At 66.9% G+C, this 25,734-nt stretch carries 19 protein-coding genes and 1 pseudogene; 6 read left to right on the forward strand and 14 right to left on the reverse strand.

Features of this window, described 5'->3' with window-relative positions:
• Positions 1–5: 5 nt before the first annotated feature.
• A complete protein-coding gene (locus tag LGM56_RS26940) occupies positions 6–602 on the forward strand; it encodes a phospholipid-binding protein MlaC (protein WP_089495929.1) in 597 nt (198 codons plus the stop codon).
• 82 nt (positions 603–684) lie between these two features.
• On the opposite strand, the gene LGM56_RS26945 is transcribed toward LGM56_RS26940, so the two are convergent.
• Positions 685–1,323 carry a TetR/AcrR family transcriptional regulator gene (locus tag LGM56_RS26945; RefSeq protein WP_089475944.1) on the reverse strand — a complete coding sequence of 213 codons (639 nt, stop codon included), beginning with the start codon at positions 1,321–1,323 and terminating at the stop codon, positions 685–687.
• A gap of 144 nt (positions 1,324–1,467) precedes the next feature.
• Here LGM56_RS26945 and LGM56_RS26950 point away from each other — a divergent pair, with 144 nt between their 5' ends.
• A complete protein-coding gene (locus LGM56_RS26950) occupies positions 1,468–2,991 on the forward strand; it encodes an MFS transporter (protein WP_226207197.1) in 1,524 nt (507 codons plus the stop codon).
• A 57-nt stretch (positions 2,992–3,048) separates the two neighbouring features.
• On the opposite strand, the gene LGM56_RS26955 is transcribed toward LGM56_RS26950, so the two are convergent.
• From LGM56_RS26955 to glcD, 8 genes are all read right to left on the reverse strand, one after another.
• Positions 3,049–3,693, reverse strand: a complete 645-nt coding sequence (locus tag LGM56_RS26955) for a response regulator (RefSeq protein ID WP_089495933.1) — start codon at positions 3,691–3,693, stop codon at positions 3,049–3,051.
• A gap of 29 nt (positions 3,694–3,722) precedes the next feature.
• Positions 3,723–5,108, reverse strand: coding sequence for a cache domain-containing protein (locus tag LGM56_RS26960; RefSeq protein ID WP_226207198.1), 1,386 nt, complete (start codon positions 5,106–5,108; stop codon positions 3,723–3,725).
• A gap of 169 nt (positions 5,109–5,277) precedes the next feature.
• Positions 5,278–6,840 (reverse strand): sensor domain-containing diguanylate cyclase, encoded by a 1,563-nt coding sequence (locus LGM56_RS26965; RefSeq protein ID WP_226207199.1) that lies wholly within the window; start codon positions 6,838–6,840, stop codon positions 5,278–5,280.
• 529 nt (positions 6,841–7,369) lie between these two features.
• Complete coding sequence (locus LGM56_RS26970; protein WP_226207200.1) at positions 7,370–9,544, reverse strand: malate synthase G; 2,175 nt, start codon at positions 9,542–9,544, stop codon at positions 7,370–7,372.
• Positions 9,545–9,587: 43 nt separating this feature from the next.
• Complete coding sequence (locus LGM56_RS26975; RefSeq protein WP_089443739.1) at positions 9,588–9,992, reverse strand: GlcG/HbpS family heme-binding protein; 405 nt, start codon at positions 9,990–9,992, stop codon at positions 9,588–9,590.
• Positions 9,993–10,011: 19 nt separating this feature from the next.
• Entirely contained in the window at positions 10,012–11,232 is a 1,221-nt protein-coding gene (gene glcF, locus LGM56_RS26980; protein ID WP_226207201.1) for a glycolate oxidase subunit GlcF, read from the reverse strand.
• A gap of 24 nt (positions 11,233–11,256) precedes the next feature.
• Entirely contained in the window at positions 11,257–12,333 is a 1,077-nt protein-coding gene (glcE, locus tag LGM56_RS26985) for a glycolate oxidase subunit GlcE (protein ID WP_226207202.1), read from the reverse strand.
• Positions 12,333–13,832, reverse strand: coding sequence for a glycolate oxidase subunit GlcD (gene glcD, locus LGM56_RS26990; protein WP_226207203.1), 1,500 nt, complete (start codon positions 13,830–13,832; stop codon positions 12,333–12,335). The genes glcE and glcD overlap by 1 nt, the downstream gene beginning before the upstream one ends.
• 222 nt (positions 13,833–14,054) lie before the next feature.
• Between glcD and glcC the strand changes: the two genes are divergently transcribed.
• The 3 genes and pseudogenes from glcC to LGM56_RS27005 all read left to right on the forward strand — a co-directional run bounded on the left by glcC (position 14,055) and on the right by LGM56_RS27005 (position 17,879).
• The gene (gene glcC / locus LGM56_RS26995) at positions 14,055–14,825 is read left to right on the forward strand and encodes a transcriptional regulator GlcC (protein ID WP_089428743.1); all 771 of its coding nucleotides are present in this window, start codon (positions 14,055–14,057) and stop codon (positions 14,823–14,825) included.
• A 272-nt stretch (positions 14,826–15,097) separates the two neighbouring features.
• Positions 15,098–15,547: pseudogene (locus tag LGM56_RS27000) on the forward strand (DUF6306 domain-containing protein); the annotation flags it as partial.
• Between the two features lie 325 nt (positions 15,548–15,872).
• A complete protein-coding gene (locus tag LGM56_RS27005) occupies positions 15,873–17,879 on the forward strand; it encodes an ATP-binding protein (protein ID WP_226207205.1) in 2,007 nt (668 codons plus the stop codon).
• A gap of 192 nt (positions 17,880–18,071) precedes the next feature.
• Here LGM56_RS27005 and LGM56_RS27010 read toward each other — a convergent pair whose 3' ends face one another.
• The 5 genes from LGM56_RS27010 to LGM56_RS27030 all read right to left on the reverse strand — a co-directional run bounded on the left by LGM56_RS27010 (position 18,072) and on the right by LGM56_RS27030 (position 24,415).
• Positions 18,072–18,923: a carbohydrate ABC transporter permease gene (locus LGM56_RS27010; protein ID WP_089475931.1), complete on the reverse strand. Its 852-nt coding sequence runs from the start codon at positions 18,921–18,923 to the stop codon at positions 18,072–18,074.
• Between the two features lie 17 nt (positions 18,924–18,940).
• Positions 18,941–19,894, reverse strand: a complete 954-nt coding sequence (locus LGM56_RS27015; RefSeq protein ID WP_226207206.1) for a carbohydrate ABC transporter permease — start codon at positions 19,892–19,894, stop codon at positions 18,941–18,943.
• 54 nt (positions 19,895–19,948) lie between these two features.
• Positions 19,949–21,208, reverse strand: a complete 1,260-nt coding sequence (locus tag LGM56_RS27020; RefSeq protein WP_226207207.1) for an ABC transporter substrate-binding protein — start codon at positions 21,206–21,208, stop codon at positions 19,949–19,951.
• A gap of 63 nt (positions 21,209–21,271) precedes the next feature.
• The gene (locus LGM56_RS27025) at positions 21,272–23,257 is read right to left on the reverse strand and encodes a beta-galactosidase (RefSeq protein WP_226207208.1); all 1,986 of its coding nucleotides are present in this window, start codon (positions 23,255–23,257) and stop codon (positions 21,272–21,274) included.
• 9 nt (positions 23,258–23,266) lie between these two features.
• Positions 23,267–24,415 (reverse strand): ABC transporter ATP-binding protein, encoded by a 1,149-nt coding sequence (locus LGM56_RS27030; RefSeq protein WP_226207209.1) that lies wholly within the window; start codon positions 24,413–24,415, stop codon positions 23,267–23,269.
• Between the two features lie 189 nt (positions 24,416–24,604).
• Between LGM56_RS27030 and LGM56_RS27035 the strand changes: the two genes are divergently transcribed.
• Positions 24,605–25,645 carry a LacI family DNA-binding transcriptional regulator gene (locus tag LGM56_RS27035; RefSeq protein WP_226207210.1) on the forward strand — a complete coding sequence of 347 codons (1,041 nt, stop codon included), beginning with the start codon at positions 24,605–24,607 and terminating at the stop codon, positions 25,643–25,645.
• Positions 25,646–25,734 lie beyond the last annotated feature (89 nt).

Genomic DNA, 25,734 nt, shown 5'->3' on the forward strand with positions numbered 1-25,734 from the left:
TTCGTATGAAACGTCAACTGTTTGCTTTCGTCGCGGCGGCCGCCGTGTCGGTTTCCGCTTTTGCGCAGAGCGCGCCGGTCGATATCGTCCGCAATGCGGTCGAGGGTACCGTCAACGCGATGAAGGCCGATCCGGCCGCACGCGGCGGTGACATGGCGAAGGTCTCGGCGGTCGTCGAGCAGCGCTTCCTGCCCGCGACCAACTTCGAGCGCACGACCCGCATCGCGGTCGGCGACGCGTGGAAGCAGGCCACGCCGCAACAGCAGCAGGAGCTGTACAAGCAGTTCAAGCTGCTGATGACGCGCACCTACGCCGCATCGCTCGCGCAGCTCGGCAGCCAGGACGCGAAGTTCTCGTTCAAGGCCGGCGGCGCGTCGGGCGCCGACGCGCTCGTCCAGTCGACGGTCACGACGCCGGGTGACAGCCAGTCGGTCGGCTATCGTCTCGGCAAGGTCGGCAACGACTGGAAGATCTACGACATCGACATGTCGGGCGCGTGGCTGATCCAGGTCTACCAGGGCCAGTTCAAGAGCCAGCTCGCATCGGGCGGCATCGATGGGCTGATCGCGTACCTGCAGAAGCACAATTCGCGGACGAATTGATCGGCCGCTGAGCGGTCCGGATTCCGGATGCACGAAGGGCGCCCTCGGGCGCCCTTTTTCATGGCTGTGCGCTGGCGGCGCGTTACGCGCCGACGCCGAGCATCCGCAGGCAATCGTCGACCACCGCATCGACGAACGCGGCACGATCCGCTTCCGGCGCCGCGATGATGTGATCGGTCGCACCATGCACGCCCGCATAGATCAGCAGCGCGGTGACCTGCGGGTGCGCGAGCCGCCAGGTGCCGGCCCGCGCGCCGCCGTCGAGAATCGCGCCGAGCTGGTCGAGGATCGCGTTCTTGTCGGCATTCGCGCGATCGTGGTGATGGTGGTTCGTGTAGACGATGTCGTGCGTGCGGTAGGTCGCCGCGTAGGTTTCGATGTTGGCGCGGATCCACGCGCGCAGGCGCGCAAGCCAGTCGTCGGCGTCGCATGCGTCCACCGCGTGCTGCAAACGGTCGAGGAACGACGCCGTGTAGCGCTGCGCGAGCGCGGCGAGCATGTCGGACTTCGATTCGAAGTAGTGATAGAACGTGCCCTTCGCGACCTGCGCGTGCTCGACGATCTCGCTGATGGTCGTCGCTTCCACGCCCTGCGCGAGAAACAGCGTCTCGGCCGCCGCCATCAGTTCCTCGAGGCGCACTTCTGCCGGCTTCGTGCGCGGCTTGCCTGCCGGCGTGTCGTCTTTCACTGTCCTGAGTCCTGCCTTGGTCCTGTCCGTCATCGCGCGGCTCGACGCCCGTTCATGCAAAGCCCGCAGTTTAGGCCAGCGTCCCGCTCACGGCCAACGCAGTCCATTGACCGACGGTCGGTCGATATATATGATGAGAATCATTCTCATCTCGATGCCCGTCAAGGGCTGACCACCATGCCTCGCTCCCGTCGCGCCGCACTCGTCCTGGCCGCCTGTCTCGGCACCTTTCTCGCCACGCTCGACATCAGCATCGTCAACGTCGCGCTGCCGACGCTGCAGACGGCGCTCGATACCGATATCGGTGGCCTCCAGTGGGTCGTCAACGCGTATGCGTTGGCGCTGTCCGCGTTCATGCTGTCGGCCGGGCCGCTCGGCGATCGCTACGGGCACAAGCGTGTTTGGCTCGCCAGCGTCGTCCTGTTCACGGCGGGGTCGGTGGTGTGCGCATGCGCGGGCAGCATCGAGCCGCTGCTGATCGGGCGCGCGATCCAGGGGCTCGCCGGTGCGTTGCTGATACCGGGCGCGATGCCGATCCTCACGCATGCGTTTCCCGATGCGCGGGAGCGTGTCCGCGCGATCGGCGGGTGGTCCGCGTTCAGTGCGCTCGCGCTGATCGTCGGGCCGCTGGTTGGCGGCCTGCTCGTCGAGCACGGCGGATGGCAGAACATCTTCCTCGTCAACGTGCCGATCGGCATCGTGACCGTGCTGCTCGGCGCATGGGGCATTCCGGAGCGCCGGCATCCGCAGCACGCGGCGTTCGATCCGCTCGGCCAGGCGCTGAGCGTGATCTGGCTCGGGTTGCTCACGTACGGGCTGATCGGCATCGGCGAAGCCGGCGCGTGGCACGCGAAGGTGCTCGCGCCGCTGGCGGGCGCAGCGGTGGCGTTCGTCGTGTTCGTGCGAGTCGAGACGCGTGTCGAGCGGCCGCTGCTGCCGGTCTGGCTGTTTCGCGACCGGCGGCTGGTGCGCGCCAATCTCGCGTCGTTCGTGCTCGGGTTCTCGGGGTACAGCAGCCTGTTCTTCCTGTCGCTGTTCCTGCAGCAGGCGCAGGGGCGCACGCCGGCCGAGGCCGGCTGGCAACTGATGCCGCAGTTCGTGATGACGGCGATCACGTCGATGCTGTTCGGGCGCATCGCGGCGCGTATTCCGTTGCATGCGCTGATGGTGGGGGGATACGGGCTGATCGGCGCGATGCTGTCGCTCATGGCCGGCTTCGGCGCGGACACGTCGTATGTGCCGGTCGGTGTCGCGCTGGCGTTGCTCGGCGTCGGCATGGGGCTCGCGGTGCCCGCGACCGGCATGACCGTGATGGAACTGGCGCCGGCCGAACGCGCGGGCATGGCGTCGGCGACGATGAACGCGTTGCGTCAGACCGGGATGAGCATGGGCATCGCGGTGCTCGGCAGCGTGATGAGCGTCGGGGCGCTGCACCGGATGACGGCCGCGATGCTGGTGGCCGGCAGCGCGCAAGCGGATACGCTCGCGCGACAGGCGGTGATGGAGCATGTATTTGCGGCAGGGCAGCCGGCGCCGCTCGGTGCGTATCGGGACGCGATGGCGCACGGGTTTTCGGTCGCGGTTTTGTGTTCCGGGATCCTCAGTATTGTGGTTGCGGTGATGCTGATGGTGCGGCGTGAAACGGAGAAGCAGCCGGGACGCGCGGCGGCGGCGTGCGTGACGTCGTCACAGCCGGAGTGATGTGGCGTGGCGGCAGATAGAGCCTGTCGCAGCGGATCGAGGCGTCCGTCGGATGGCCTACCTCCGCCGATGCTCGACCGCGAACTTGATCAGCTCGGCCTGCCCTTCGATCTCCAGCTTGCGCTTCAGATTGAGCCGGTGCGTCTCGACCGTGCGCACCGACAGCCCCGTCTGCTGCGCGATCTGCTTGCTGGACAGCCCTTCCGCCAGCGCGTCGAGGATGTCGCGTTCGCGCGGCGTCAACCGGTCGAGCGGCGACGCGGTCGCGCTCGCGTGGATCATCCGCGCGGCGAGCCCTTCGCTGAAGAACGTCTGGCCGGCCAGCACGGCGCCGATCGCGCGCACGATCTCGCTCGCGGGCGAATCCTTCAGCAGGTAACCGCTCGCGCCGGCACGCACGGCCTGCGTCACGTATTCGATGTTGTCGTGCATCGACAGCATCAGCACGCGGATGGCCGGAAAGCGCTCGTGGAACACGCCCGCGAGCGTGATGCCGTTCATCCCGTTCATGCCGACGTCCATCAGCGCGAGATCGGGTTCGAGCGACGCGGCAAGCGCGAGCGCCTCGTCGGCGTTGCCGGCTTCGCCGACCACGGACAGGTCGGCCGCTTCGAGCCGCATCCGCAAGCCGTCGCGCACGAGCGGGTGGTCGTCGACGAGCAGCAGTCGGGCGACGGGCCGGGCAGTGTCGGGGGCGCTCATGCGTGAAAGGTCTCCTGTGATGGGGCGCATCATGACGCGGCGCCGGGCAGCGGCACGCGCGCGGCGACGATCGTGTGGCCGACCTGCGACGTGATCGTCAGCATGCCGCCGAGCGCGTCGAGGCGCTCGCGCATGTTGCGCAGGCCGATGCCGCGGCGCGCGTCGGCTTGCGAGCGTTCGGCGTCGAAGCCGCAGCCGTTGTCGGCGATGGTCAGCAGGACGGATTGCGCGCCGACGTCGAGCGTGACGGCCGCGCGCGACGCCTGCGCATGATGCACGATGTTGCTGAGCGCTTCCTGGGCGATCCGGAACAGCGCGGTGTTGACGGCTTCGGGCAGCGGCCGGGCGCCGCTGTGCGCGACCTGCGTATAGCCGATGTCGATGCCGCTTTCGGCGCCGAGCTCGCGCACCAGTTGCTCGAGCGCGGCTGCGAGGCCGAGGTCGTCGAGCATCGACGGACGCAGCGCATGCGAGATGCGCCGCACTTCGCGCAGCGTGTCGCCGAGCCGGCCGACGCCCGATGCCAGTGCCTGCTCGGCTTCGGGCAGGCGGGCCGTGCCGCGTTCGAAGCGGGCGAGCGCGGATTCGAGCATCAGCTTCGCGGACACCATCATCTGGCTGATCCCGTCATGCAGCTCGCGCGACAGCCGCGCCCGCTCCTGCTCCTGCGATTCGACGACACGCTGCGCGAGCAGCTTGAGCTTCGCGTCGGCGCTGCGCGACTCGCTTACGTTCAGCACCAGCGCGCACACGGCGATCGCCGCCGCGCCGGTGAGCGCGATCGCGGTCAGCCAGCTCATCGTGCGCTCGATGTTCGCGGATGCGCGTGCGTCGATGCGCTGTAGCGCGGTGTCGACGTCGTCGAGATAGATGCCGGTGCCGACCATCCAGCCCCAGCGCTCGAGCGCGACGACGTAGCCGAGCTTCGGCGCGACGCGGCCCGTCGACGGTCGCTGCCATGCGTAGCGCACGTAGCCGCCGCCGCTCGACGCCGCGCCGATCAGCTTCTGGATCGTCAGCGCGCCCTGCGGGTCGCGCATCGACCAGTAGTTGTGGCCGACGCGCTCGGGCTCGCGCGGATGCATCAGCGAATTGCCGCGCAGGTCGTACACGAAGAAATAGCCGTCCGGGCCGAAATCCATCTTCTGCAGCATCGCGAGGGCCTGCGTGCGCAGCATCGCGTCGTCGCGCGCGTTGCGGCCGCTCGCGTCGTAGAGCGGCATGATCGCGCTCGTCGCCAGCTCGACGTAGTGCTTCAGCTCGACTTCCTTGCTCGACAGGTACGCGGCCTGGATCGTCGCGTGCTGCGTGCGCGCGAGGGACGTCGCCTGCTGGCGCACGCCGAAGCCGATGCCGGCGATCGCGAGCAGGAACGGCACGATGGCCAGAAGGAAGATCTTTGCCTTGAGTCTCATGGTGGTGCGAAGCGGCCGTGCACCCGCGCGGGCCGGCCGGGTGCGTCAGCCGTGCGGCGGCAGGTCGAGGCGACATTGTCGGCGATTTTGCGCACGGGCGGCGACGGCGGCCCGGCGGCCGCCCGGCCGTTGCGCGGCCGTCGCCCGGCGGCGTGGCGTGTCCGGCCGTTCAGGCCTGCCGCGCCGCGAGGCCGCCGGAAGCGGCCGGGTGCACGACGATGCGGTTGCGCCCGCCTTCCTTCGCGCGATACAGCGCGTCGTCGGCGAGCTTCAGCGCGCCCTGCATGTCGTCGTCGTGTTCCGGATAGCTGGTCGTCACGCCGATGCTCACCGTCAGTCGGCCGGCGGCACCGGCGTCGTGCCGGATGCCGAGATCGAGGATGCCGGTGCGGATCGTCTCGGCGATCGTCACCGCGCCGTCCGTGTCGATGTCGGGCAGCACCACGACGAATTCCTCGCCGCCGTAGCGCGCCGCGTAATCGGCCGGGCGGCGCAGGCAGCCGGCGATGCAGTGGCCGACCGCGGCAAGCGCGTCGTCGCCGGCCTGGTGCCCTTGCGTGTCGTTGTAGCGCTTGAAGTAATCGACGTCGATGAACAGCAGCGACAGCGCGTGCTGCGAGCGCGCGGCGCGGCGCCATTCGCGCGCGAGCGTGACGTCGAGCATCCGGCGGTTGTCGAGGCCCGTGAGGCCATCGGTGCGCGCGAGCGCCTGCAGTTCGGTTTCCGCGCGGTGGCGCTTGCGCAGCTGCACGTCGAGCAGCAGCGACAGGCCGACGAAGCCGATCGCGAGCGCGACCATCGCGGAGCCGATCGGAATCGCACGGTCGTACCACGCGGCGTAGGTATCGGCTTCCGAGCGCGCGACCATGATGATGAGCGGCAGGTTCTCGAGGTGCCGGAACACGTACAGGCGCCGCACGCCGTCGATCGACGCGGTGTCGGCGAAGCTGCCTTGATTGGCGGTCATGAACCGCCGGAACGTGCTGGCATGGCTGATGTCGCGGCCGACGATCTTCGGGTCGTACGGCTCGCGCGCGAGCATCCTGCCGTCCGTGTTGATCAGCGCGATCGAGCCGCGATCGCCCAGCGACAGGCGGGAGAACAGGTTCTGGAAATATTCGAGCCGGATCGACATCACGGCGACGCCGCCGAACGAGCCGTCGGGCTTCGTGATCCGCCGGCTGAGCGCGATGCTCGGCGAGCCGCCGCGCATCCGCGAGTGATACGGGGGGCTGACGTACAGGCCGGCGTCGGGGTGATCGCGGTGCACGACGAAGTAAGGTTCGTTGCCGAAGTTGGCCTTGCGCGGCACGTCGCTCTTGCCGTCGACCTCGATGTCGCCCTTCGCGTCGAGCACGTAGATCCCGCCGAGGTACTTGGCGGTCGTCGCACGGTCGAACAGCACCTGGCGCCGCAGCGGCATCGGCAGCTTGACGACCTCGGGGTCGTTCTCGCCTTCGACGACGGCCTGCAGCGACAGCGAATAGATCTCGATGTTGCGCTCGATGTCCCACGATGCCATCAGCGCAAGATTCTGCTGCATCGCGGCCGAGCGGTCGCGCGCGTCGATGCGGCCCTCGTACAGCACGACCCCGCACAGGAGCAGCAGGACCAGCGCGATCAGCAGCCCGGTATAGAAGATCAGGTGCGGCAGCAGGAACCGGCGCAGATGCGCGGCGACACGGCTCGTCAGGCCGGATTCGCTGGGCATTGCGTAGTCGGTTTCTGCCATGGTCGGTGGATCGGTGGGCATTGCCGCCGGGAGGCGGGCCGATGCGATTGTTCGTATGTCGTGCCGGCGGCGATCCGGTACGCGGCCATTCCGACGCCTTCCTGCCGGCCGGCGGGGAAAATGGACGCCGATTATCGTTAATCGCGGCCAGATATACCGGTAAATCACGCATTCACTGGTGACATCTGCGCCGATTCAACGATCCGACGAATCGGGCAACGCGAATTCAACGGAGTATAACGCGCGCATCCGCACGCGCGAGAAATGTTGCGGGCGGTTGATCCGGATCAAATTACTGTGTAATCCCGTGCTTGCGAATCCCGGGCAGAGCGTTGTGGCACAAGGCTTTGCGGCATGAACGGTCGTGGTGTGCGGCATGCAGCCGCCAATTCCGTCCGGTGAGCGACATACGCACGCGGAAAAGAAGGCATGCGATAGGCGCCGATTATTCGTTTCAACGGCCGGGCGAACGTGAAAACGAAAAACGGGCGGCCGGGGCGGCCGCCCGTTTCGTGAAGCACGCCTGCGCTTAACCGCCGTGCTGCTGTGCCTTGAACGCGAGGCGGAACCGGTGCAGCAGCGGCTCGGTATAGCCGCTCGGCTGCGACGTGCCCTGCAGCGCGAGCGCGCACGCGGCCTTGAACGCGGTCGACTGGTCGTAGCCGGGCGCCATCGGGCGATAGTTCGGGTCGCCGGCGTTTTGCTGGTCGACGACGCGCGCCATCCGCTTGAACACGTCGAGCACGAACGCCTCGGTGATCACGCCATGGCGCAGCCAGTTCGCGATGTGCTGGCTCGAGATGCGCAGCGTGGCGCGGTCTTCCATCAGGCCGACGTCGTGGATGTCGGGCACCTTCGAGCAGCCGACGCCCTGTTCGACCCAGCGCACGACGTAGCCGAGGATGCCCTGCGCGTTGTTCTCGACTTCGCTCAGGATCTCGGCCTCGCTCCACGCGGCGCGCTCGACGACCGGCACGGTCAGCAAGCCTTCGAGCAGCGCGTCGCGTTCGCTGGCGTACGGTGTCTTCTCGAGTTCCTGCTGGACGGCCTGCACGTCGACGAGGTGGTAGTGCAGCGCGTGGAGCGTCGCGGCGGTCGGCGACGGCACCCATGCGGTGTTCGCGCCGGCGCGCGGATGCGCGATCTTCTGCTCGAGCATCGCGTGCATCAGGTCGGGCATCGCCCACATGCCCTTGCCGATCTGCGCGCGGCCACGCAGGCCGGCCGACAGGCCCGCGAGCACGTTGTTGCGCTCGTACGACTGGATCCACGCCGACGACTTCATGTCGCCCTTGCGGATCATCGGGCCCGCTTCCATCGCGGTGTGCATCTCGTCGCCGGTGCGATCGAGGAAGCCGGTGTTGATGAACGCCACGCGTGCGGCGGCCGCGGCGATACATGCGGCGAGGTTCACGCTGGTGCGGCGCTCCTCGTCCATGATGCCCATCTTCAGCGTGTTGCGCGGCAGGTTGTACAGATCCTCGATGCGCGCGAACAGCGTATCGGCGAACGCGACTTCGACCGGGCCGTGCATCTTCGGCTTCACGATGTAGATCGAGCCGGTGCGCGAGTTGCGCTTGGCCTTCAGGTCGTGCAGCGAGCACAGCACCGTGACGACGCCGTCGAGGATCCCCTCCGGAATCTCGTTGCCGTCGCGGTCGAGCACCGCGCCGTTGGTCATCAGGTGGCCGACGTTGCGCACGAACAGCAGCGAGCGGCCGTGCAGCGACAGCGTGCCGCCGGCCGGCGTGGTGTACTCGCGATCGGCGTTCAGGCGGCGCGTGAAGGTCTTGCCGCCCTTCGCGACTTCCTCGACCAGCGTGCCCTGCATCAGGCCGAGCCAGTTGCGGTAGAGCTGGACCTTGTCTTCCGCGTCCACCGCCGCGACCGAATCCTCGCAGTCGATGATCGTGCTGACCGCGGCTTCGAGCACGACGTCCTTCACGTTCGCGAGATCGGCACGGCCGATCGGCGTCGACGCGTCGATCTGGATCTCGAGGTGCAGGCCGTTGTGCTTCAGCAGGATCGCGGACGGCGCGTCGGCCGCGCCCTGGTAGCCGACGAACTGCGTCGGCTGCGCGAGGCCCACGACGCCCTTCGCGGTTTCGACGGCGAGCTGGCCGTCCTGCACGCGGTAGCGCAGCGCGTCGCGGTGCGAGCCGCTCGCGAGGGGCGCCGCGTTGTCGAGCACGTTGCGCGCGTAGTCGATCACGCGCTGGCCGCGCGTCGGGTTGTAGGCCGTGGTGCGTTCGGCGCCGCCGTCTTCAGGAAGCGCATCGGTGCCGTACAGCGCGTCGTACAGGCTGCCCCAGCGTGCGTTCGCGGCGTTCAGCGCGTAGCGTGCGTTCGACAGCGGCACGACGAGCTGCGGGCCGGCCTGCGTGGCGATCTCGCTGTCGACGTTCGCGGTGGCTGCCGCGACGTTCGACGGGACCGGCACGAGGTAGCCGATCTGTTCGAGGAACGCGCGATACGCGGCGTGGTCGCGCACGGGGCCGGGGTGCGCACGGTGCCAGGTGTCGAGTTCCTGCTGCAGGCGGTCGCGTTCCGCGAGCAGCTCGCGGTTACGCGGCGCCAGGTCGTGCACCAGGGCCGAGAAACCGCTCCAGAACGCGGCCTTGTCGATGCCGGTGCCCGGCAGCGCTTCGTTTTCAATGAACTGGCTCAGCGCTGGCGCGACTTGCAGTCCTGCTTGGTCGATCATCGTTAATCCTCCCGGGGAAAAAATCGCGCGCGGCTTTGGCTGGTTACGCTGCGACGCTTTGTGTACCGGCGCGGGCGATCTGCGCGTCCTGTTCGGACTTTACGCCAGACACGCCGATCGCGCCCGCGATCCGGCCACCGACCGTGACCGGCACGCCGCCTTCGAGCAACCCCGTCAGCGGCGCGCTGAGAAACGCGGTGCGGCCACCGTTGATCATATCCTCATACGCTTTCGTCTCGCGCCGGCCGAGCGCCGCCGCGCGCGCCTTGTCCTGCGCGATATACGTGCTGGCCGGCGAGGCACCGTCCAGGCGCGCAAAAGCGAGCAGGTGGCCGCCGTCGTCGACGACGGCGATCGACACGGCCCAGCCGTGGCGCTCCGCTTCCGCGCGGGCGGCGGCGAGCATGCGGTCGGCATCGGCGAGTTCGAGTTCGGGTTTCGTCTGCATGGCAATCCTCCGGAATCAGTCAGTTGACGAGATGGTTGTCGACGAGCTCGATCCAGTGGCGCACGGGCGTGCGGCCCGCGCCGTTCAGGTGAGTCTGGCAGCCCACGTTGGCCGTGACAATCAGGTCCGGCCGCGCGGCTTCGAGCGCATCGAGCCGGTTGTCGCGCAGTTTCGTCGCGAGTTCGGGCTGTGTCAGCGAATACGTGCCGGCTGAGCCGCAGCACAGATGGCCGTCGGCGACATTCGTCAGATCGAAGCCGAGCTGCTTCAGGATGCGTTCGACCGCGCCGCCGAGGCGCTGCGCGTGCTGCAGCGTGCACGGGCAATGCACCGCGATGCGGCGTGGCGTCGAACCGGCCAGCGCGTCGAGCGGCTCGGCCCCGATCACCTCGGCGAGATCGCGCGCGAGCGTGCTGACGCGCTGCGCTTTCTCTGCATAGACGGGGTCGGAGCGCAGCAGGTCGCCGTATTCCTTGACGAAGGCGCCGCAGCCGCTCGCCGTCAGCACGATCGCTTCCGCGCCGGCTTCGATCGCGGGCCACCAGGCGTCGATATTGCGGCGTGCGCGGGCGAGGCCGGCCTCCTGCGCGTTCAGGTGATATTCGGTCGCGCCGCAGCAGCCGGCTTCGCGCGCGGGGCTCACGCTGATACCGAGCCGGTCGAGCACGCGCGCGGCGGCTGCGTTGGTGTTCGGCGACAGCGACGGCTGCACGCAGCCTTCGAGCATCAGCACGCGTCGCGCGTGGCGCACGGGCGGGCGCGGCGCGGCCGCGGGGACGGCGGCCGGGATCTTGTTTTGCAGCGTGCCGGGCAGTAGCGGGCGCAGCGCGCGGCCGGCCTTCAGCAACGCGGCGAACGTCACCGGGCGCGGCACGACATGCCGCAGCCCCGCGCGCAGCAGGCGCTCGCGTGCCGGCCGCTGCACGCGCTTTTCGGCTTCCGCGCGGCCGATGTCGAGCAGCGTGTGATAGCGCACGCCGGACGGGCAGGTCGTCTCGCAGTTGCGGCACGTCAGGCAGCGGTCGAGATGCTGCTGCGTGCGCTCGCCGCACGGCTCGCCTTCGAGCAGCTGCTTGATCAGGTAGATGCGCCCGCGCGGCCCGTCGAGCTCGTTGCCGAGCACCTGGTAGGTCGGGCAGGTCGCGTTGCAGAAGCCGCAGTGCACGCACGCGCGCAGGATCGCTTCCGCTTCGTCGGCCCGGGCGAGGGCCTTGCTTGCTTCGCTGAGATTGGTTTGCATCGGCGGGTCGGGATCGGGTTCGCGTCAGAAATCGGCGTACAGGCGGCCGGGATTGAAAATCGCATGCGGGTCGAGCTGTGCCTTGAGCTGCCGATGCACGCGCAGCAGCGCGGGCGGCAGAGGCTGGAACGGCTCGCGCGTCGCGCCCGGTGTGAAGCAGGTTGCGTGGCCGCCCCATTGCGCGGCGAACCGCTGCACGTCGGCCGGTGCCGCGTCGCTCTTCAGCCAGCGCTGCGCGCCGCCCCAGTCGACGAGCTGCGCGCCGGGCAATGCGTCGAGCGGTGCGGAGGCCGGCACCGACACGCGCCACAGCGGGCGCGGATCGTCGAAGAACGGCAGCGCCAGGTCGCGCAGCCGGGCCCAGAATGCATCGTCGCGATCGTCCATGCGTTCGCCGCCGATCGTGTCGCGCGCGGCCTTCACCGAGCCCTCGCCGCCTTCGATCCGAACGCGCAGCACGCCGTCCGCGTGGCATGCGCCCGCGAGCGGCAGCCCCGCGCGCCGCCATGTGGCGACGCGCTGCACGGCTTCGCCCACGCCAAGCTGTAATGCGAGATCGCCCGTCGCGCGCGGCTTCGGCAGCACCTTCAACGACACCTCGGTCACGACGCCGAGACAGCCGAAGCTGCCCGCCAGCAACCGCGACACGTCGTAGCCCGCGACGTTCTTCATCACCTCGCCGCCGAAGCGCAGGTGCTTCGCCTGGCCGGTGATCACGCGGCAGCCGAGCACGAAGTCGCGCACCGCGCCGGCCCACGGGCGGCGCGGGCCCGACAGCGCCGCCGCGAACATGCCGCCGACCGTGGCCGCGCCGCCGAACGTCGGCGGCTCGCACGGCAGCATCTGGCCGGCCGCGTCGAGCATCGCTTCGAGTTCGGCGAGCGGCGTGCCCGCGCGCGCGGTGACGACGAGTTCGGTCGGGTCGTACGACACGACGCCGCGATGCGTGCGTACGTCGAGCGTGCGGCCTTCGACCGGGCGGCCGAGGAACGCCTTCGTGCCGGCGCCGCGGATGTGCAGCGGCTGGCGATCGTGGATCGCCGCGTCGACCTGCGCGACGAGCGCCGCGCTGTCGTCGATCGATTCGATTTCGCATCGCATCAGAAGCGCTCCAGTTCGGGAAACGGCAGCTTGCCGTGATGGACGTGCATCGCGCCAAATTCGGCGCAGCGGTGCAGCGTCGGGATGTTCTTGCCGGGATTGAGCAGGCCCTGCGGATCGAATGCGGCTTTCACCGCGTGGAAGAACGTGATTTCGTCGGCGTTGAACTGCACGCACATCTGGTTGATCTTCTCGCGGCCGACGCCATGCTCGCCCGTGATGCTGCCGCCCGCCGCGACGCACAGCTCGAGGATCTTGCCGCCGAGCGCTTCCGCGCGGTCGAGTTCGCCGGGCCGGTTCGCGTCGAACAGGATCAGCGGGTGCATGTTGCCGTCACCCGCGTGGAACACGTTCGCGACCGGCAGCGCGTATTCGGCGGACAGCGCGGCGATGCCTTCGAGCACGCGCGGCAACTCGCGGCGCGGGATCGTGCCGTCCATGCAGTAGTAGTCCGGCGACATGCGGCCGACTGCCGGGAATGCGTTCTTGCGGCCGGCCCAGAAGCGCTGGCGCTCGGCTTCGTCGCGCGCGACGCGGATCTCGGTTGCGCCCGCGTCGCGCAGCAGCGCGGCGACGCGTTCGGCGTCTTCGTCGACGTCGGCCGGCGAGCCGTCGAGCTCGCACAGCAGGATCGCCTGCGCGTCGACCGGGTAGCCCGCGTGGATGAAATCCTCCGCCGCGCGGATCGCGAGGTTGTCCATCATCTCGAGGCCGCCGGGGATCACCCCCGCGCCGATGATTCGCGCGACTGCCGAGCCGGCTTCCGCGACGTCGTCGAAGCTCGCCATCAGCACCTTCACGCTCGGTGGCTTCGGCAGCAGCTTCACCGTGACTTCAGTGACGATGCCGAGCATTCCTTCCGAGCCGGTGAACAACGCGAGCAGGTCGAAGCCGGGCGCGTCGAGCGCGTCGGCGCCGAGCGTGAGCGTCTCGCCGTCGATCGTCAGGATCTCGACCTTCAGGATGTTGTGCACCGTGAGCCCGTACTTCAGGCAGTGCACGCCGCCCGCGTTTTCGGCGACGTTGCCGCCGATCGAGCAGGCGATCTGCGATGACGGATCGGGTGCGTAGTAGAGGCCGTAGGGCGCGGCCGCCTGCGAGATCGCGAGGTTGCGCACGCCGGGCTGCACGCGTGCGATGCCGGCATCGGGGTCGATGTCGAGAATTCGGTTGAACTTCGCCATCACGAGCAGCAGGCCTTTCTCAAGCGGCATCGCGCCGCCCGACAGCCCGGTGCCCGCGCCGCGCGCGACCACCGGCACGCCGAGCGCGGCCGCGACGCGCAGCACCGCGCGCACCTGCTCGACCGTGTCGGGCAGCACGACCGCGAGCGGCACCGTGCGGTATGCGGCGAGGCCGTCGCATTCGAACGGCTTGAGCGCCTCGCGTTCGTGCAGCACGTCGAGGCCGGGCGCCGCCGCGTGCAGCGCGGCGACGAGTGTGTCGCGGCTGACGGTCGCGAGTGGGCCGTCGATCCGTTCGTCGTAGATGAAACTCATCGGGGTTGTCTCCGTCTTCTTCATGCGGCGGCCGCGATGGGCGATGCGCCGGATGGACGGGATTCTTGGTGGGCGGCGCGCGCGTGTCCAGACGTGGAGAATGTGGTCATACCAGTTTTTATGAGGCGGCCGGAAATCTGCTATATCGGTCGCCATAAAACTGAATGGCTAAAAGGGTTTGTGGGAAAATCGCCGATATCCTTCCGGAGTGGTCATACCAGTATGGAAACGCAGGATCGAGTGGGCCCGGCGCGGAACGTGGCCGACGTCGTTGCCGAGCGCATCGAGCAGCTGATCGTCGACGGCGTGCTGAAGGCCGGGCAGGCATTACCGTCCGAACGGCGGCTGACCGAGAAGCTCGGCGTGTCGCGCACGGCCGTGCGTGAAGGGATGAAGCTGCTGCGTGCGCGCGGGATCATCGACACCACGCACGGCAAGGGCTCGTTCGTGGCGAGCCTGACCCCGCAACGCGAGATCACGCCGATGATGCATCTGCTCGGCTCGCAGCCGCGCACGCTGTACGATCTGTTCGAGGTGCGCGGGATGCTCGAGACGGAGGCCGCGCGGCTCGCGGCGCTGCGTGGGACGCCGGCCGATTTCATCCTGATCAAGCGCCGCTATGAGGAGATGACCGCGGCCGATGCGCAGGATCTCGACCCGGCCGCGCGCGCGAAGCTCGATCACGCGTTTCATCTGGCGATCTGTGAGGCTTCGCATAACCCGGTGCTCGTGAATACGCTGCAGTCGTTGACGGATCTGCTGTTGAGTTCGGTGTTTGCGTCGGTGAACAACCTCTATCATCGCGAGCCGCTGAAAAAGCAGATCGATCGGCAGCATGCGCGGCTTTATAACGCGGTGACGGGGCGGTTGCCCGATCAGGCGCGCAAGGCCGCGAGCGAGCATATTCGTCAGTGCGTCGAGTATCTGCGCGAGATCGAGCAGGAGGAGCAGCGGTTGGTGCGGTCGACGTTGAGGCTCGAAGGGTGGACTTGAGGTCGGCTGTGCGTGGCGGTGTGTCTTGATGCGCGTCACGCACAGCGGGTCGTCTGCAGATGCATGTCACAGGGCTATGTCAGACTGTGAGCCATTCTTCGTGTGGCCCCGCTGTTGTCAGCCGTGATGCGTGGACGCTGTCGTGAGCGCAGTGCCCGCGGATTCACGCCGGGCGAACCGGTGCGCCACGCTTCCTGAACGGAGGACATCGCATGTCGAACCGGACCCACGACGACGGGAACGACGCCCGCCCTGCCAAAGCAGCGGAAGAATTCGCTGATGCGCAGCGCGACGCGTTGCTTGTGTTGTTGAATGAGCTGCTGGAAGCCGAGCGCGCAGGTGCGCGGGTTGCGTCGGAGACGGCGGCGGAAATCGACGATCCCGAACTTCATCGGCTCGTCGCGAGTATTCGGCAGGATGAGGCGCACTGGTGCGCGGTACTGGTCGATGCGATTCGGTCGCTCGATGCGACGCCAACGCATGCTACCGGGGCGTTCTATGAGAAGGCGATGGCGATCGAGGACCTGGCCGAGCGGCTGGCGTTTTTGAATCGTGGGCAGCGGTGGGTTGTGCGGAAGCTGCAGGCGTTGCTGCCGACGCTTGTGCAGCCGGATATGCACCATGCGCTCACGCAGATGCTGGTGGCGCATGAGAAGAATATTGGGGCGGTTGATGTGCAGTTGCGGATCAAGGACGGCGGTGCCGAGTCCGGAGTGGCATAGCGACAGTGGCGTGAAGAGTGCCTTTCTCAAATTTCCGGAAATGTCGCTTCTCGCCATTCCCGGCTGTTCGACAATCGATCTTTCTACGGCCCCTTGCTTTAGCGTAACAGTCATTCAAGGTCTGAACCGATCGTTGCGATGCATACAGCTGTGACGTAGCTCCCAGGAAATCCGATCGTTTCCGGGAAAGAGAGGTGCTTGTCTTTCCAGAACGTGCTTTTGCTAGCGGTCGTTCGACCGCTGAGCAGAAAAGGATTTTGGCCCGACCGACGGTACAATGCTGCAATCAAAATAGCGCGGCGGTAAACGGAACGGGAGAAGGGGCATGGTGGTGAAACAGTACGCGGTGGAGGTCCAGCCAGACTACCTTGAGAAGATTACGCGTGCGAAGCCCGTGTCGGCGTTGTCTGAACTGATTTGGAACGCGTTCGACGCCGATGCCAAGCTCGTTGAAGTGTCGTTCGAATATAACGACCTTGACTCCCTCAATGCCATCGTCGTGAAGGATGACGGCGATGGGCTGCCACGGTCCGAAGCGGAATCCTGTTTCACGTCGCTGGGCGGCTCGTGGAAGAAGTCCAGATCGCAGACGGCTTCCGGTCGGTTCTTGCACGGGCAGGAGGGGCGCGGTCGTTTTAAGGCGTTCGCGCTCGGGCGTGTCGCAGAATGGAAGATTGTCTATCGTCGAGATGGCAAGCTTTGGACGTATACCATCGACATGTCGGCCATCGATATTCGCCATGTCAGTATTAGCGACGAGACCGAGGTGAAAGAGGGCGGCGGCACTGGCATGACGCTCACCATTGCGGAACCCATTCGGGACTTCCGTACCTTCATGACCGAGGATGGTCGTCAGGAACTGACAGAGGTCTTCGCGCTTTACCTCGCCGACTACGAGGATGCAAAGATCGTGCTCGACGGGACGGCAATCAATTCAAACTCAGCCATCGCGGGTCGCAAATTCTTCAACCTTACCGATTTGGTTGTCGACAACAAACACTACCGGGCTCGCCTGGAAGTGGTTGAGTGGAAGACGAACGGTAATCGTGCTCTATACCTCTGCAATGAGCAACGTTTCCCGTTGCTTCAGGTCGACCGGCGCTTCCATATTCCCGGCCAGTTCCAATTCTCTGGCTACCTCGCGTCGCCCTATTTCGACCTAGCGCAGAACGAAGGCACGGTCGAACTGTCGGAAATGCAGCCTGGCGTTCTGTTGGCAGTTAGCGAGGCGCAGCAAACCATTAAAGATCATTTCCGCACGCGAGCGGCCGAAGATGCTCGGACCGTGGTGGAGGAATGGAAGGACGAGGCGGTGTACCCGTTCAGCGGCGAGGCTAGGACACCGGTCGAGAAGGTCGAACGTCAGGTGTTCGACATCGTGGCGGTCAACGTCGCGCGTCACCTGCCCGATTTTGGCGCGAGCCAGCCGAAGAATCGCAAGTTCCAACTCCGTATGTTGCGTCAGGCGATCGAGCGCAGTCCGGAGGACTTGCAGGTCATTCTGGACGAGGTGCTGAACCTGCCGAAAAGGCAGCGGGAAGAATTAGCACAACTCCTTCGGGACACGACCCTACCCGCAATCATCGGTGCTGCGAAGATCGTGTCCGACCGATTGAAGTTTTTGACCGGGCTGGAAGCAGTGCTGTTCGACCCAGAGCCCAAGAGGCGATTGAAAGAGCGCTCACAGTTGCACCGGATTATCGCGCAGAATTGCTGGCTGTTTGGCGAGGAGTTTAGCCTGTCAGTGGACGACAGATCGCTGACTGAGGTGTTGATCGCGCATAAGAAGATGCTCGACCCCAACATTGTTATTGACGCGCCGGTCAAACACATTTCGCAGACGCGCGGCATCGTGGACTTGATGCTCTCCAAGGCTACGAAGCGACACGTTGTCAAATTGACCCACTTGGTCGTCGAGTTGAAAGCCCCCAAAGTGCCCATAGCGGCGGCGGAGATCACACAGATTGAGAGCTATGCGTTCTCGGTTATGAGCGATCCGCGATTCAAGCAAGTGGACACGACGTGGGTCTTTTGGGTTATCAGTGATGAGCTTGCACCGTACGCCGAGAATCGCGTTCTGGACGACGAAGGGCTGGTCCATACGAAGGACAATCTGTCGATCTACGCGAAGACGTGGGGGCAGGTCATCGAAGAAAACCGCGCGCGGTTGAAGTTCTTTCAAGACGCGTTAGAAGTGCAGGTGGACCGCGACGCTTCGCTGAAATATCTGCAAGAGCGCTATGCCGCGTATCTCGAAGGTGTATTTGAGGTGGACGAAGCCGACATGGATAACGAGACTGAGACTGACGCTGAAGGCGCAGCGTCATCCTAAGTTATCACCGCGTGTTGTGAGCTTTTCGTTTGGCGTCGGCGGCGTCGAGCACTGCGCTGATTGGAAATCGTTCCAGGTAGTCTCGCAGGCTCTATTGTTGTTCTTCGTTAATTCACATCGACAAAAAAAGCCCGCCGAAGCGGGCAACCTCACGATGCGGAGGGGGAGATACGAATTAGCGTGGCCGCGTGCTTAACCTTTTGTCGCACCAAACGTCAGCCCCGCCACGAAATGCTTCTGCATCGCGAAGAACATCGCGACCGACGGCAGCGCCGCCAGGATCGACCCGGCGGACACGAGATTCCACGACGTCGTCCATTGCCCCTTCAATGCGGCCACGCCTGCCGTGATCGGCGCGGCTTCATCGCCTTGCGTGAGACACAGCGCCCAGAAGTAGTCATTCCACACGAACGTAAAAACGAGAATCGCCAGCGCGGCCAACGCGGGCCGAATCAACGGCAGCACGATCCGGTAAAACACCGTCCATTCCCCCGCCCCTTCGATCCTTGCCGCTTCGATCAACTCGAACGGCAGTTGCTTGATGAAGTTACGCAGGAACAGCGTGCAGAACCCGGTCTGAAACGCGACGTGAAAAAGAATCAGCGCCTCGACCGTATTGAACACACCGAGCCGCAGCGACAAGTCCCGCACCGGAATCATCAACACCTGCACCGGCACGAAGTTACCGGCAACGAACGTCCCGAACAGCGCCGTACTCCCGCGAAACTTGTAGGTCGCCAGCGCAAAGCCCGCCATCGCCGCGAGCGCAATCGACCCGACAACTGAAGGCACCGTGATCTGCACGCTGTTCCAGAAGTAATGCAGCATCGGCGACGTCGTCAGCGCGTCGCGATAGTTCTCGATCATCGAGAAGTGCCGTGGCCAGCCCCAGTAGTGGCCCTCGACCAGTTCCTCGGTCGAGCGCACCGACGTAATGAACACGGCAATCATCGGCAACAGCCAGATCAGCAGCGCAACCGGCAGCGACAACTTGTACAGCCTGCGCGAGACAGGCTTCCATTGGGCAACGGGAGTCGGAAACATGATGGCCACCGGTCAGGTTATTGCTCGTTGCGCAGCAGGCGGCGCAACTGGAACACGATGTAGACGAGCATGATCGCGAACAGCACGACCGCAATCGACGCGGAATAGCCGAGCCGGTAGTACTTGATCGCCTGGTCGTACATGTAATACGCGAGCACGGTCGAGCTTTCGAACGGGCCGCCGCTCGTCATCACCGAGATCAGGTCGAAGCTGCGCAGCGCGCCGATCACCGTGACGACGATCGCCATGAAGGTGGTCGGCCGCAGTTGCGGCAGCACGACGTGCCACAGCAGCGCGAAGCCGCGCGCGCCTTCCATCCGTGCGGCTTCGATCTGTTCCGGGTTGAGCGACGTGAGGCCGGTGAGGTACAGGATCATGCAGTACGCGGTCTGCGGCCACAGCGCGGCGAACACGATGCCGAACGTCGCGTAGCGCGCGTCGCCGAGCACCGGGATGCCGTGCCCGGCGATCAGCGCGAGCAGCCCGAACGTCGGATCGTAGAACCACGAGAAGATCAGCCCGACGACCACGCCGGACAGCACGAACGGTGCGAAGAACAGCGACTTCACGAGCCGGATGCCGGCCACCGCCTGGTTCAGGTACAACGCGAGCGCGAGGCCGAGCGGCGGCGCGAGCATGAAGAGCGCGAGCCAGATCACGTTGTTGCGCAGCGCGGTGTAGAACGTCGGCGCATGCAGCAGTTCGACGTAGTTCGCGACACCGACGAAGGTGCGCTCGGTCATCCCGTCCCAGTTGTACAGGCTCAGCCACAGCGTCGACAGGATCGGCCAGATCACATAGATGGCCACCATCGCGCAGGCCGGCGCGAGAAAGAGCCACGCGGCGCGCTGTTGCCGCCGCATGGCAGGCGACGGGCGACGCGCGGGCAGGGCGGTGGCGGCGGATGCGCCGCGTGGCGGCGGCGCGGCGCCCGCGCCGGCGGGCGGCGGGGACGTGATCGGACTGGACACGGCAAACCTCCTGAACGGGCACGGCGGCACGGGGCCGCCGGTTGGGTCACACGGTCACTTCTTGTAGATGCGCTTGCGGGTCTGTTCGAGTTGCGCGAGCACCGTATCGAGCTGCGCGGGATTCGCGACGAACTGCTGCATGCCCTTCATCCCCTCGTCCGCCATTTCCTTCGTCATGTCGCGGTCGTAGAACTGCGCGACACCGCCCTTCGTGTCGGCGAGGATCCGGAAGCCGATACGCGAGATCGGATCGGCCGGCTCCGGCGACTTGCTGTTGGCCGACAGCGAGCCGAGCCCCTCCGCGAGCTTCGCGCCCATTTCGGGCGTTTCGACGAACGCGAGGAATGTGTGCGCATCGGCCTTGTTCTTCGCCTTCGCCGGAATGTGCAGCGATTCGACCGGGCCGTCCTCGGCGGTCGGCACCTTCGGGTCGATGATCGGGAAGCGGTAGTAGCCCATTTCCTGCTTCACGTTCGGCGGGAAGCCCGCCGCGATGAAGGTGCCCATCAGCATCATCGCGGCCTTGCCCTGGAACAGGAACGGCTGCGCGCCGTCGAGATCGTAGGACAGCGCGTTGTCGATGAAGTAGCCCGCGTCGATCAGCGATTTCCACGTCGTGTAGACCTTCTTCACGCGCGGGTCGGTGTACGGCACGTCGCCGGCCATCAGTTGCTGGTGGAACGCGTTGCCGTTCAGGCGCAGGTCGAGATAATCGAACCAGCCGGCGAGGGTCCACGCGTCGCGGCCGCCGACCGCGATCGGCGTGATGCCGGCCGCTTTCAGCTTCTTGCACGCGTCGAGAAACTGGTCCCACGTCTTCGGCTCGTCGGCGATGCCGACCTTGTGGAACAGGTCCTTGCGGTAGAACAGCCCCCACGAGTAGTAGACGGTCGGCGCCGCGTACTGCTTGCCGTTGTACGAGGATGCGTCGCGCGTCGACGCGTACATCGTGCCCCAGCCGTTCTTCGTCCAGTCGCCGCTCAGGTCCTCGAACAGCCCGCGCTTCGCGTAGTACGCCATCCGTTCGCCGGCGTGCCAGTTCACGACGTCCGGTGCGACGGTCGTGAGCCAGGAAGGGAGCTGCACCTTGTACGCTTCCTCGTCGACGAAGGTCGCCTTCACGTCGATGTCGGGATGCGCCTTGTGGAACGCTTCGATCGTCGACTGCCAGACCGCGCGCTGGCTGGCGCCCTTGAACGCGATGTTGATCGTCAGCGTGCCGGCATCGGCGGGCGTCGTCATGCCGAGCGATGCCAGTGCGACAGCGGCGGCCGTGGCGAGCCGGGCGGCGGTGCGAAGGGGGCGATGGGTCATACGTGTCTCCAGTCCTGGGTGTCGTTGTGCGTGACCGGCGCGTCGTGGCGCCGATCGCGGTTGCTACGAACGGCTTCGATACACGGCCACGTCTTGCGGCCCGACTTGCGCCGTGCCGAGCACGAACGCGGACGGCGGCACCGCGTCGATCGTGTGCGGTGCGTCGCCATAGTTGAAAACGTAGGTCAGGCCGCCGCGCCGGCTTACGCGTACGCCGTCGCCGAGCGGCGCGGGCGCGAGGCCGGCTTCGGCCGCGACATCGGCGAACAGCCGGGTGGTGGTCGCGTCGTCGAACAGCGCGGCCCAGTAGTGCAGCGTGCCGTGCGATACGCAGGCCGGGTGACCGTCGGCGAAGCGTGCACGCACGACGCTGTGCGTGTCGTCGTGCAGTTCGACGAAGTCGCGCCAGTGGCGTGCGTTGCCTGCGAGCGGCGAGCCGTCGCGCAGCGTGCCGTCGATCCGCTCGGTCACGTTCGGCCGCAGCGATTCGACGCGCCATACGCGCACCGGCAGGATCGACGCGAGCGGGCCGGGCGGCAGCGTCGGCGGGATCTGCAGGTCGACGGTCTTCGAACCGGTGCGCGGGCCGAGCACGACATGCGCGCCGGAGGCGGCGAGCCGCGCGGCGAAATCGTTCGGGACGACCGGCAGCGGCGGCACGACGACGAGGCGGTAGCCGTCGAGCGGCGCGTGCGCGGACACGATGTCGACGTCGAGGCCGAGCGAGCGCAGCGCCGAGTAGTACTCGAACGCGAAGCGCGGGTAATGGAAATCGGCGCCCTGCGGCTGCACTTCGAACAGCCACTTCGCTTCGTAATCGAAGACCAGCGCGACGGGAGCGCGCACGGTGCCGTCCGCATCCGCGCCGGCGTCGTGCACGGCCGCGATCTCTTGCGCGACGCGTTGCGCCTCGCGGCCGCCTTCGTCGAGCTGGTCATCGGGGGTGTGGAGGCCCGCATGCATCTGCTCCTGCGCGAACGGCGCCTGCCGCCAGCGGAAGTACGATACGCAGCCGGCGCCGTGCGCGAACGCTTCCCAGCTCCACAGGCGCACCATGCCCGGCAGCGGCGCGGGGTTCCATTGCGCCCAGTTCACGGGCCCGGGCTGCTGCTCCATCACCCAGAACGGCAGCTTCGACATGCCGCGATAGAGGTCGTGATTGAACGACGCGAAGTCGGGATGCCCGGTGCGCAGCCAGCGCGCTTTCACGTCGGGTGCGAACCATTGCTCCTCGAGCGCGCCGAGCGGATAGCTGTCCCAGGTCGCGACGTCGAGGTCGCGCGCGACTTCGTAGTGATCGAACTCGGTGAACAGCTGCATGAAGTTGTGCGCGACGGGGCGGCCCGGCGAATGCGCGCGGATCACGTCGACCTGCATCCGGTGATAGCGCGCGACTTCGTCCGACGCGAAGCGCCGGTAGTCGAGGCGGTGCGACGGGTGGGCCTCAGTCACGGTGCCGACAGGCGCGTCGACTTCATCGAAATGGCGATACTCCATGCTCCAGAACACGGTGCCCCACGCGCGGTTCAGCGCGTCGATCGTGCCGTAGCGCGCCTTCAGCCACGCACGGAAGCGCACGAGCGCGGCCGGCGAGTAGCTGACGACGGTCTGGTGGCAGCCCAGCTCGTTGTCGGTCTGCCAGTAGCGCACGGCCGGGTGGCGGCCGTAGCGTTCGGCGACCGCCGTGCAGATCTGGCGCGACGCCTCGAGATAGGTCGGCGACGAGAAGTCGTAGTGGCGGCGCGAGCCGAACGCGCGCGGCCGGCCGTCCGCGCCGATCGCGAGGATGTCGGGGTGGCGATCGACCAGCCATTTCGGCGGCGTCGCCGTCGGCGTGCACATCACGATCTCGAGGCCGGCCGCGCCGAGCACGTCGACCGCGCGATCGAGCCAGCCCCAGTCGTATTCGCCCGGCGACGGCTCGATACGGCTCCACGCGAATTCGGCGATCCGCACCTGCTCGATGCCGAGCGCTTTCATCCTGCGGGCATCATCGGCCCACATCGTTTCCGGCCAGTGTTCCGGGTAGTAACAGACTCCGAGGCGCATGCCCGATCCTTATGCGTAGTGGTGAACGTGGACGTCGGCGCACGCGGGCACCGCGCGGCCGTCTTCGGTGAAGAGATGGCAGGCCGCGGCCGGCGCATGCACGCGCACGCGTTCGCCGCTGCGCACCTGCGCGTCGCCGGGCACCTTCGCGATGATCGAGTGGCCGCCGGGCTGGTCGAGATGCACGTAGGTCTGTTCGCCGAGGCGTTCGACGAGTGCGACGTCGCGCGCGAGCGCCGTCGCGTCGTGTGCGGCGCCGAGCGTCAGGTGTTCGGGGCGAATGCCGAGCGTCACGGTGGCGCCCGCGCCGAGCGCCGAGCCGTCACGTGGCAGTACGAAGGTTTCGCCGGACGGCGTGAGCGTGACGGTCGTGCGATGCGCATCGCAGGCGGTCACGACGGCCGGCAGGAAGTTCATGCGCGGCGAACCGATGAAGCCCGCGACGAAGCGGCTCGCCGGGTGGTGGTAGAGGTCGAGCGGCGCACCGATCTGCGCGATGCTGCCGTGCTGAGCGGTATCGGCGCCGGCGTGCAGCAGCACGATCTTGTCGGCGAGCGTCATCGCTTCGGTCTGGTCGTGCGTCACGTAGACGACGCTCGCGCGTTCGAACTGCCGGTGCAGCTTCGCGATTTCGATGCGGGTCTGGCCGCGCAGGGCGGCGTCGAGATTCGACAGCGGCTCGTCGAACAGGAATACGCCGGGCTCGCGCACGATCGCGCGACCGATCGCGACGCGCTGCCGTTGTCCGCCCGACAGCGCCTTCGGCTTGCGATCGAGCAGCGTGTCGAGCTGCAGGATGCGCGCGGCATCGCGCACCTTGCGGTCGATCTCCGCCTTCGGCACGCGCGCGAGCTTCAGCCCGAACGCCATGTTCTCGTAGACCGTCATGTGCGGAAACAGCGCGTAGCTCTGGAACACCATCGCGACGCCGCGCTCGGCGGCCGGCACGTCGTCGACGCGGCGGCCGTCGATCGACAGCTCGCCCGCGCTCAGATCCTCGAGCCCGGCGATCATCCGCAACAACGTCGACTTGCCGCATCCGGACGGCCCGAGGAACACGCAGAACTCGTGCGCGCCGATCTCCAGATCGACGTCGCGAATGACCGGCGCATGATCGCCATAGGCTTTCTGCACGCGCCGCATCGAGATGCTCGCCATTGTCTCCGCTCCATGTTCTAATGCGCTTTCATCAGTGATTAAGCGCTTAATCATCGCGATCAAAAAAAGAGGCGATGCGATCGCGGCCGAGTCGCGCCCGTCGGTTGGGCGGCAGGGTGTGCGGCGATAGTGCGCCGCTTCGGTGAGCGAAGCAAATACTGGATAGACGTCTCATATAGTGAGCAAGTGATGGCAACCCTGGATGAAGTGGCGCGCCGTGCCGGCGTGACGGCCGCGACCGTGTCGAACGTGTTGCGCGACCGCGGCCGGGTGGGCGAGGCGACGCGGGCGCGGGTGCTGGAGGCCGTGGCGGCGCTCGGGTATCGGCCGCATCTCGCCGCGCGGGCGCTGGCGGAAGGGCGCGCGCCGACGGTCGCGCTGATGGTGTCGAGCATCGCGAACCCGTTCTATCCGGAGTTCGCGCTGGCGGTCGAGCGTGCGGTGCGGCGCAACGGGCAGTTCCTGATCGTCTGCAACACGAACGAAGATCCGTTGCAGGGGCGTGCGTATCTCGACCAGATCGCCGGCACGATCTCCGAAGGCATCCTCGTGACGAATGCGAACCTGCATCTGCCGGATTTGCGCGACGTGGCGGCACGCGGCGTGCCGGTTGTGCTGTGTCTGTGGGAGCGACCGGAAGCGCCGCCCGATGGATTGCCGTGCGTGGCGATCGATTTCCGCGAGGCGGGGCGGATCGCGACGCGGCACTTGCTCGAACTGGGCCACGAGCGCATCGGCGTGATCGTCGGCGGGTCGGCGAGCGGCGTGCAGGCGGCGCGCTACGACGGCTTCGTCGACGTGATGCGCGAAGCGGGGCTCGATGCGTCGATCGTCGAGGCCGAGCCCGATTCGATCGAAGGCGGCGTGCGCGCGGCGGGGCGGCTGCTCGATGCGCACCCGCGGTTGACCGCGCTGGTCGCGACCAACGACCTGCCGGCGATCGGCGCGATGCATGCGGCGGCCGATCGCGGCCGGCGTGTGCCCGATGATCTGTCGATCGTCGGGATTACCGACATTCACCTGGCGAGCGACACGCGGCCCACGCTGACGACCGTCGCGATCCCGACCGCCGAGGCCGCCGGGCTGGCGGTCGAACTGCTCAATGCGCTGCGCGAGGCGGGTGGTCAGCGCGACGCGGCACCGTGCGTGCGGACCGCGCCGCGACCGAGGCTGGTGGTGCGGGGGACGACCGGGCGTGTGGCGGGCGGGGGCGCGACGCCTTCGGTTTGATGCGTGGCGGCGGCGAGTAGGTTGAGGTCGCTGTCGTGATCGTTGCGACCCGGCGTCGGGTGGCGCTCGCCTTGGCAAACGGCACACGG

It is taken from the genome of Burkholderia sp. AU38729, assembly GCF_020419725.1.
In the GTDB taxonomy this organism is placed as follows: Bacteria; Pseudomonadota; Gammaproteobacteria; order Burkholderiales; family Burkholderiaceae; genus Burkholderia.

What these genes read in the sequence shown, in the direction of transcription:
- LGM56_RS27020 (WP_226207207.1), bottom strand. Translation starts at nt 21,208, where the DNA reads ATGACCCATCGCCCCCTTCGCACCGCCGCCCGGCTCGCCACGGCCGCC.
- LGM56_RS26975 (WP_089443739.1), bottom strand. Translation starts at nt 9,992, where the DNA reads ATGCAGACGAAACCCGAACTCGAACTCGCCGATGCCGACCGCATGCTC.
- LGM56_RS26960 (WP_226207198.1), bottom strand. Translation starts at nt 5,108, where the DNA reads ATGAGACTCAAGGCAAAGATCTTCCTTCTGGCCATCGTGCCGTTCCTG.
- LGM56_RS27035 (WP_226207210.1), top strand. Translation starts at nt 24,605, where the DNA reads ATGGCAACCCTGGATGAAGTGGCGCGCCGTGCCGGCGTGACGGCCGCG.
- glcE (WP_226207202.1), bottom strand. Translation starts at nt 12,333, where the DNA reads ATGCGATGCGAAATCGAATCGATCGACGACAGCGCGGCGCTCGTCGCG.
- LGM56_RS26945 (WP_089475944.1), bottom strand. Translation starts at nt 1,323, where the DNA reads ATGACGGACAGGACCAAGGCAGGACTCAGGACAGTGAAAGACGACACG.
- LGM56_RS26950 (WP_226207197.1), top strand. Translation starts at nt 1,468, where the DNA reads ATGCCTCGCTCCCGTCGCGCCGCACTCGTCCTGGCCGCCTGTCTCGGC.
- LGM56_RS26955 (WP_089495933.1), bottom strand. Translation starts at nt 3,693, where the DNA reads ATGAGCGCCCCCGACACTGCCCGGCCCGTCGCCCGACTGCTGCTCGTC.
- LGM56_RS27010 (WP_089475931.1), bottom strand. Translation starts at nt 18,923, where the DNA reads ATGTTTCCGACTCCCGTTGCCCAATGGAAGCCTGTCTCGCGCAGGCTG.
- glcF (WP_226207201.1), bottom strand. Translation starts at nt 11,232, where the DNA reads ATGCAAACCAATCTCAGCGAAGCAAGCAAGGCCCTCGCCCGGGCCGAC.
- LGM56_RS27025 (WP_226207208.1), bottom strand. Translation starts at nt 23,257, where the DNA reads ATGCGCCTCGGAGTCTGTTACTACCCGGAACACTGGCCGGAAACGATG.
- LGM56_RS27005 (WP_226207205.1), top strand. Translation starts at nt 15,873, where the DNA reads ATGGTGGTGAAACAGTACGCGGTGGAGGTCCAGCCAGACTACCTTGAG.
- glcD (WP_226207203.1), bottom strand. Translation starts at nt 13,832, where the DNA reads ATGAGTTTCATCTACGACGAACGGATCGACGGCCCACTCGCGACCGTC.
- glcC (WP_089428743.1), top strand. Translation starts at nt 14,055, where the DNA reads ATGGAAACGCAGGATCGAGTGGGCCCGGCGCGGAACGTGGCCGACGTC.
- LGM56_RS27030 (WP_226207209.1), bottom strand. Translation starts at nt 24,415, where the DNA reads ATGGCGAGCATCTCGATGCGGCGCGTGCAGAAAGCCTATGGCGATCAT.
- LGM56_RS26965 (WP_226207199.1), bottom strand. Translation starts at nt 6,840, where the DNA reads ATGGCAGAAACCGACTACGCAATGCCCAGCGAATCCGGCCTGACGAGC.
- LGM56_RS26970 (WP_226207200.1), bottom strand. Translation starts at nt 9,544, where the DNA reads ATGATCGACCAAGCAGGACTGCAAGTCGCGCCAGCGCTGAGCCAGTTC.
- LGM56_RS26940 (WP_089495929.1), top strand. Translation starts at nt 6, where the DNA reads ATGAAACGTCAACTGTTTGCTTTCGTCGCGGCGGCCGCCGTGTCGGTT.